This window comes from Archangium sp., assembly GCF_036388035.1.
GTDB lineage: Bacteria > Myxococcota > Myxococcia > Myxococcales > Myxococcaceae > Archangium.
The window spans coordinates 1-4,491 of record NZ_DASVSO010000469.1 but is presented as its reverse complement, the minus strand read 5'-3'; the positions used below and the strand labels follow the sequence as shown (position 1 = coordinate 4,491).

Below are 4,491 nucleotides of genomic sequence, written 5' to 3'. Positions count from 1 at the left end.
TGCGCGGACCTCTTCGCCCGCTTCGGTGGCCACAAGCACGCCGCCGGCCTCACCGTGGACGCGAAGAACCTGCCCGCCTTCCGCGAGGCCTTCGAGCGCATTGCCCGGCAGCGGCTGACGCCGGAGGACCTGATTCCCCGCTGCAAGGTGGACGCGGTGGTGGGCGTGAGCGAGCTGGACGAGCGCGCGGTGGAGGCGCTCCAGCGGCTCGGGCCCTTCGGACAGGGCAACCCCGAGCCCGTGCTGGTGCTGCGCCACCAGGTGGCCCGCCCGCGCGTGCTGGCGCACAAGTCCGGGGGCGCCGGCCACCTCAAGCTGGCCCTGGTGGACGCACCCGCCGTGGACGCCATCGGCTTCGGCATGGCGGACCGGCTGGCCCTCACCGAGGGGCCGGTGGACCTCGCCTTCCAGGCGAGCTTCGACACCTTCCGCGGCCAGCGGCGGCTGTCCCTCAAGCTCAAGGACCTGCGCGCCGCCGCCTGAGCTCAGCCTCTCAGGCGATGCCCCAGCGTACCCGGCCCGGCGTCAGCAGCGCTCCCGCCTTCGCCAGGTCGTTCATGCGGAAGCGCTCCGCCTGACGCTGGAAGGCGGTCCGGCACCGCTCCGAGCAGAAGAAATACTTCCGCTTCTTGTACTCCGTGGACGGACGACCCTCGGGCGCCTCCAACTGCTTGCCGCAGACCGGATCCAGGTGTCGCTTCTGAACGTCCTTCATCATCCCTCGCCTCCCCCAACCAGAACTCGCCTGGGAGTCCAAAGCAGCGGGCGTGCCAGCGGCCAGCCCCGTGGATTCGCGGGGTTAGGGGCAGGGAGGGTCGGCGGAGAGGTGAGGTGCGGCCCGGAGGGGGAAAAATTTTCCCCGGCACGGGTGGTTCGGAAGCCCGCGCCGGGTGGCCCTGGAGTGCAGGGAGCCGATCAGTGCGCGGTGCCGAGGCTCGCTCCCTCCGGGGTGTCCTCCCTATAACCGTGCCGAGACGCATCCACGAACACGGGAGTCCGCATGGAAGCCAGACAGGGCACGGCGCTGGTCACGGGAGCCTCGGCGGGAATTGGCGCGGTATACGCACGCCGACTGGCCGAGCGGGGCCATCCTCTCGTCCTCGTCGCACGGCGTGAGGACCGGCTGCGTGCCCTGGCCGCGGAGCTCGAGGCCGCCCACTCGGTTCGCGTCGAGGTGCTCAAGGCCGACCTGAGCGTCGACGGGGACATCCAGCGGGTGGCCCAGCGCGCCGCCGGCGAGGACATCTGCCTCCTCATCAACAACGCGGGCATTGGTGGCTACGGGCCCTTCGCCGAGGCCGACCCGGCCCTCCTCGAGCAGCTCGTGCGCCTGCACATCCTCGCGCCGATGCTGGCCACGCGAGCCGCCCTGCCGGGCATGCTGGCGCGAGGCCGGGGTGCGGTCATCAACGTGGCGTCCCTGCTGGCCTTCTCCGGCGCGCTGCCCCCGAATCCGCTCCCGCACCGGGCCACCTACGCGGGGGCGAAGGCCTTCCTCGTCCACTTCACCCGGACGCTCGCCGGCGAGGTTCGCGGCAGTCTGGTGAAGGTCCAGGTGGTGTGTCCGGGCATGACGGAGACCGAGTTCAATGGCGGCTACAAGGGCGCCATGAAGCCGGAGGACGTCGTTGCCGCCTCGCTCCTGGGCCTCGAGCGCGGCGAGACGGTCTGCGTCCCGGGCCTCGAGGCCTCCGAGGCCCTCGCGGTGCTGGAGCAGGCGGAGACCGGCATGCGCGCGGGCAACAAGCCCACGCTCGCCGCGCGCTACCGCATGCCCGGGGGCTCCTGAGCGGACAGGAGCGCCGTTCCCGGGGCTACCCCTCCAGGGTCTTCCCGCTCCCTGCCGCGGTGGGCGGGCGGCTCGCTCCCCCGGGACCGAGCAGGCCCTGCATGGAGTCGAAGAGGTTGAGGTTGGAGCCGCTGGGCAGGAACACCACCTTGTCCAGTCCTCCCACCACCGCCGCCTGCGCCTGGGCGGCCACGGCCTTCACGAAGTTCTCCCCGCCGCCGAGCGCCTCCACCCGCTGGCGGAACTGATCGGCCTCCACCTCGGCCAGCCGTGCCTGACGATCCACCTCCAGGTCGTTCATCCGCTTCTGCCGCTCCAGCGCCACCTCGCTCATCATCCGCTCGCGCTCCAACTCCGCCTCGGTGCGGATGCGGGAGGCCCGCGCCTCGGCCTCCGCGCGGGCCAGGGCCTCCTCGCTCTCCACGCGTGCCTTCTCGAGCTGCGCCTCCGCCCCCACCTTGGCATCGCTGATCGCGGAGAGCTGGTGGTTGCGGTTCTGCAACTCGATGAGCGACTGCCGCTCGGCCTCCGACTTGCGGTGGCTGGAGATGTCCGCGAGCTGCTTCTCCTCCTCGCTGCGGATGCGCTTGAGCTCGGCCGCGGCCTGCGCCTCCTGCCGGGAGGCATCGAGCTGGATCTGGATGTTGGTGTCGATGGCCTCGCGCAGCTTGAGGGCCGTCTTGTCATCCACCGGCGCGATGTCCTTGATGTCGATGTCGATGATGCGCAGCTGGTTCTCGGAGAAGAGGCGATCCTTGCGCGCCTTGCCGGACTCATCGACGCCGAAGATGGCGCGGCGGATGAGCACGCTGGCGTTCTTGTGGAACGTCTCGAACTCGTTCTCCGCGGCGACCTGACGGATGCGCGAGGCGAGGTTCTCGCAGACGTAGCCGACGAAGTCGTTCACCCGGAAGATGGACTTGTCCTTCTCCGCGTCGCCCTCCACGTCGAACTGCCACTTGTAGGAGAGCTTGATGCGCAGCCGGGCATGGTCTCGCGTGGCCACCTCGAACAGGTCGGTGGAGAAGTCCGGCCCCAGCCGGAGCATGAGCACCTTGAGCTGCCGGGGCCGCTTCGGCGTTCCGCCGGACAGGTCCAACACCGTCACGTCCTCGTAGGGGCGGAGCATCACCTTGACGGGGCCGAACTCCACCCGGGCGTGGTTGCTCTCGAAGTCGTTGATGAGCACCGCGGTGTTGTCCTCGATGCGCAGCACGATGGCCCGCGTGCGATCAATCCGCTCCACGGGGACGGGACGCGGCGCCTTGGCGTCCTTGCCCTCCACTGCGGCGAGCGCGGGGGCGAGCCCCAACAGCGCCTCGGCGTCGGGGGAGAGCCGCTTCTCGTGCAGCTCCTGGTGCGCCTCGGGCATGAACTGGCAGGGCCCCTGGACGAGCGACACCTTGCCGGAGCGCAAGTCCCTCACATAGAGGCCCTCGCCCTGGCCGAGCGACAGGGCGGAGATCTCCTTGTGGATGAGCACCTTCTCGTTGGGCACGTAGGTGCGGGGCCCGCGGACGATCCACGTGTCACCCGCCCTGCGGGGCCGGGGCTCGCCCCCTTCCTCGGGCTCGGAGAAGTCATCGAGCGCCTGGAGCTTGAGCCCCTGCATCTCGGAGAGCACGTGCTTGCGGCGCACGTCCCCCTCCAGGGCCTCGCCCGGCTCCAGGAAGAAGACGTCCGGGCCGGAGATGACCTTGCGGCGGCCCTCCTGGATGCGGCCCGTGGCACGGTCCACCGGGTTGAGCACCACGCAGTACTCGGTCTCCTTGAGGACGCGGGCCTTCTCCGCGGAGACGACACTCACCGCCTCGCTGGGCACATAGCGGCCGGGCCCGCGCACGAGCCACTCGTCGCCGGCCTCGCGGTCGCGAGCCCCACCGGGCGCCCGTTCATCGGTGAAGGCGGTGAGCGCGCGCAGGCGCAGCGCCTCGTAGACGCCGAGGACGTACTCGGGAGTGATGTCTCCCTCCAGCTCTTCGCCGGGGTAGAGGGAGAAGACCTGGGGGCCGACGCGGACCTCGCGGTCGCCCACCGCGATGCGGGCCTGACCGAAGTCGTCCAGGGCCACCCGGCCGTCCGAGCGCACCACGGGGTTGCGCACGACGCACCAGCTCCCCGTGCCCAGCTCGATCATCCGGCTCTTGTGGACGAGGGTGAGGTGGGCCTCCAGCGTGAGGACCCTGGGGCCGATCTCCACCAGGACGACGCCGCGGTTCGCATCCTCGATGTAGGCGTACTCGCGGTTCTTCAGGGAAATGCGTTGAATGGCTTCGGTGCTGTTGTTGGCGGGGGGCACGGGGACACCTGCGCGGTGGGGGTTCACCGCGCGGGTATTGCGAGCCGCGTGCCGCGCCATTCCAGCCCAGCGCTGCCCTGGAAGGGAGAGGCTCCCGTCCAGGATGGATCGCCCGCCCGCTCAGGAATGGCGCGGGGTGCGCCGCCCTGGCGCGCTCGCCCGGCTGGGGCTCAGGGCGTCACGGACAGGACGGAGCCGACCCGGGTGTTGTTGTCGTCGAAGAACTCGGGGCGGCTGTTGTTCGGGTCCGCGGCGGCGCCCAGGTACCAGGCGCCGGGGGAGGGGGCCCACGCGCTGAAGGTCTTCGAGAGCGTCTGGCACTGCCCGGGGGCGAGGACGTTGGCGGACACGATGCCCATGGGCTGGTCCGTGATGGGGCCCGGAGGCATGGGCGGGGTGATGA

The 4,491-nt window shown here is 70.7% G+C and carries 3 protein-coding genes and 2 pseudogenes; 2 read left to right on the top strand and 3 right to left on the bottom strand.

The genetic code is table 11. The features are described 5' to 3' along the window. A pseudogene (locus VF697_RS18870) lies at nucleotides 1–483 on the top strand (single-stranded-DNA-specific exonuclease RecJ); the annotation flags it as partial. Between the two features lie 10 nt (nucleotides 484–493). Here VF697_RS18870 and VF697_RS18865 read toward each other — a convergent pair. After that, the gene (locus VF697_RS18865) at nucleotides 494–715 is read right to left on the bottom strand and encodes a YHS domain-containing protein (RefSeq protein WP_331096932.1); all 222 of its coding nucleotides are present in this window, start codon (nucleotides 713–715) and stop codon (nucleotides 494–496) included. A 285-nt stretch (nucleotides 716–1,000) separates the two neighbouring features. On the opposite strand from VF697_RS18865, the gene VF697_RS18860 reads away from it, so the two are divergent. Further along, the gene (locus VF697_RS18860; protein WP_331096930.1) at nucleotides 1,001–1,789 is read left to right on the top strand and encodes an SDR family NAD(P)-dependent oxidoreductase; all 789 of its coding nucleotides are present in this window, start codon (nucleotides 1,001–1,003) and stop codon (nucleotides 1,787–1,789) included. Between the two features lie 25 nt (nucleotides 1,790–1,814). On the opposite strand, the gene VF697_RS18855 is transcribed toward VF697_RS18860, so the two are convergent. Together VF697_RS18855 and VF697_RS18850 are read right to left on the bottom strand one after the other, a co-directional pair. After that, the gene (locus tag VF697_RS18855; protein WP_331096928.1) at nucleotides 1,815–4,088 is read right to left on the bottom strand and encodes a hypothetical protein; all 2,274 of its coding nucleotides are present in this window, start codon (nucleotides 4,086–4,088) and stop codon (nucleotides 1,815–1,817) included. Between the two features lie 170 nt (nucleotides 4,089–4,258). Next, a pseudogene (locus VF697_RS18850) lies at nucleotides 4,259–4,491 on the bottom strand (hypothetical protein); the annotation flags it as partial.

What these genes read in the sequence shown, in the direction of transcription:
- VF697_RS18865 (WP_331096932.1), bottom strand. Translation starts at nt 715, where the DNA reads ATGAAGGACGTTCAGAAGCGACACCTGGATCCGGTCTGCGGCAAGCAG.
- VF697_RS18860 (WP_331096930.1), top strand. Translation starts at nt 1,001, where the DNA reads ATGGAAGCCAGACAGGGCACGGCGCTGGTCACGGGAGCCTCGGCGGGA.